Raw genomic sequence first — 2,495 nt, forward strand, 5'->3', positions numbered from 1 at the left:
AACTGCAAAGATCTACAGCAAATTGATGTCTATGTGCTTGCCAAATGTGAACAAGAAATGTTTGTTCGATAATATTTTGAAACCTCCCAAAGTTAGCATCATCAGTAGACAAATCTAGGCATTGTCTGAGGTATCAAAATTTTATGTTGTCAGCTGATCCTTTGGGAAGGATTTAGCCGGTTTAGTTATGGATTGGAACGTGGTCGCCAAGGTCAAAAAAGAATTAATACTCCTTGCAGGAATGCTTTTCATCATGCTTTTGGGGGAAGTTTTGATAATTAATCGTGAAGTCATAAGAGATCGATTCTTCAAACTCAGAGAACTGCATTACACGGTTCACGATGGGGTTCTGGACCAAATGGAGCTCAAAAACGGAAAACTCATTGTTCGAGGACCGTATCCCAATATCACATTCGAAAATATTAATATACCTGTGGAACGTATTTCTATTACCTGTCAGAACTCCATAATCCATGCACGCGGACAAGTTTTCTTCCGTACCGCTAATGAGGCATTTACCTGGGAGAATTCCATCAGCTATGTGACTAGTCCAAACTACAACACACAAATTATCGAACTTCCCAGTGTTCAAGTGATATCAAGTTTGAGATTTGATCTTACTCATTCCGAGAAGGATGTGATTCGGTGCAGAGAGTTTGTGATCAACCCGCTCGTTCCCTTTACCATTCGTTTTCGTCGGCTTGCAATTTACCTGGTTTTTGTATTGCTGGGCATTTTTGAAATCATTAGAAAACTCTTGTCCAAGGAAGAACATACAGGGACTATATTTCCCTCACTGCCCTTTCAAAGGCTCGCAATTCCCCTGTTGACCGTCTGCCTAGTCTTTCCCGATGTGGTCTTCCTGGGAGCCAGTCTGCGTATAATCGACCAAGTGCGTGGATACAACTACCACTTTCCTCCTCGGACATTTTATCCTCATTTTGCGCATCAAATGTGGAATGCTGGCCTGAGTGATTATTACGGGGCTTTTTTTCAATCGGAACCGATGATGGAGTTTATGGCGCGTTCTCTGTATGAGGGTGAATCGCCATATTGGAACCCATACTCAGCCGCAGGAAGCTTGGGACCTGAAACCCTCGTGGACAACAAGTTCTCCGCATTTACATTGGCATATGCACTTCTGGGTGGCGGGCAGAAAGTCTATAACCTCGTACTCTTATTCCTCTACTTTTTAGCGGCCCATTTCACCTTCCGTCTGATCCGTGAAAAACTCAGACTGTCTTTTCTCGCTGCACTGGCAGGTACATTTTTCTTTTTGCTCAATGGTTATGCTACCGCCAATGTCGGGAGCAACATAGCCCAGAGTTACCTGTTTGTGCCCATGTGTCTGTACGCATCGTTTTCCTTCATCGAAAAGCCCACTGCTTTGCGAATTTGCGGGGTGGTATTGTCCTTCGCGGCGTTCTTTTCCTTTACCTTTATTCCAACCACCTTCACTGGCTTTGCTGGAATGTACGCCGTGCTGCTGGGTTATGCTCTCATGCTTTATCGAAAATCACAGATGAGGGTTATGGGGTTGCTTCGAGTTCTGGCTGCTCATGCCTCCTGTGTAGTCGCATCCATCCTGCTGCTGGCATTCTTATACTTCCCAATTGTTGAGAATCTGCATAGCACTGGTACTGTTGATGCCTATTCGAACAGAAGAATTTACCATCCATCGTGGATAATGATCCCCTCTGTTTTTTCCTCTTCCCATTTCTTCGAGTCTTATTGGGCAATAGATCAGGCAGTGGTGGATTATGTGGCCCGAAGAAACGAATCCAGCGAGGCTTATCATCTCGGAATAACAGCACTGACTCTCGGTGTATGTTCTTTAAGTCTAAGGAGGCGAGGTTTTTCGTCATTTGCACTGATCTGCAGCAGCGCAACCTTGCTCGGATTGAGCCTGATATTTGGCGTTCCCGGAATATCTTTGCTGCTCTCAAAAATACCCATCATCTCCTACATGATAGCGTCTAGGTACTGGTGGCCCGTTACGGTGATCCCCCTCACCCCCTTGGTGGCACTCGGCGTAGATAATCTGCAAAATCGGTTCGTCATGCCTGGCCTGCCATTTTTGTTATTGGGCCTTTTAGTGGGTTCGTTGATAGCGGTGGGAGCGGTCTACGGTCTTCATGAGCCGAACATCTGGTATAAGAAGTGGTCAATAGGCCTGCTTCTTGCGGCAGCCATTGTTTCGTCTCTGGCAACGGCTGCATCAGCTTACACTTCTTCTAATGGATTGAGAAATTATGTCGCTTTGGCTCTGGTGATCCTGGCTTTTGTAGAGCTGACGATGGACAGTAAGACCATGCGCTATGCGCCCGAGGATCTGTTCACGCATCCATCGAAAGAGATTACGTTTATAAAGCAGAATATCGACTTATATCGTACTCTGACTATTTCGTTTAATCATGATATGTGGCATGAGCTGGGTTCAGCGTTCGGCTTTCAGGAAGTCACGGCAATCAATCAAGGGACCCTGCCCAGTTATA

The 2,495-nt window shown here is 45.5% G+C and carries 1 protein-coding gene; it reads left to right on the top strand.

Translation table 11 applies throughout. The features are described from left to right. Positions 1-187: 187 nt before the first annotated feature. On the top strand, positions 188-2,495 hold a 2,308-nt coding region (locus AC14M5_RS19265), incomplete at its 3' end, for a hypothetical protein (RefSeq protein ID WP_484031337.1).

The organism is Candidatus Villigracilis sp. (assembly GCF_057083605.1).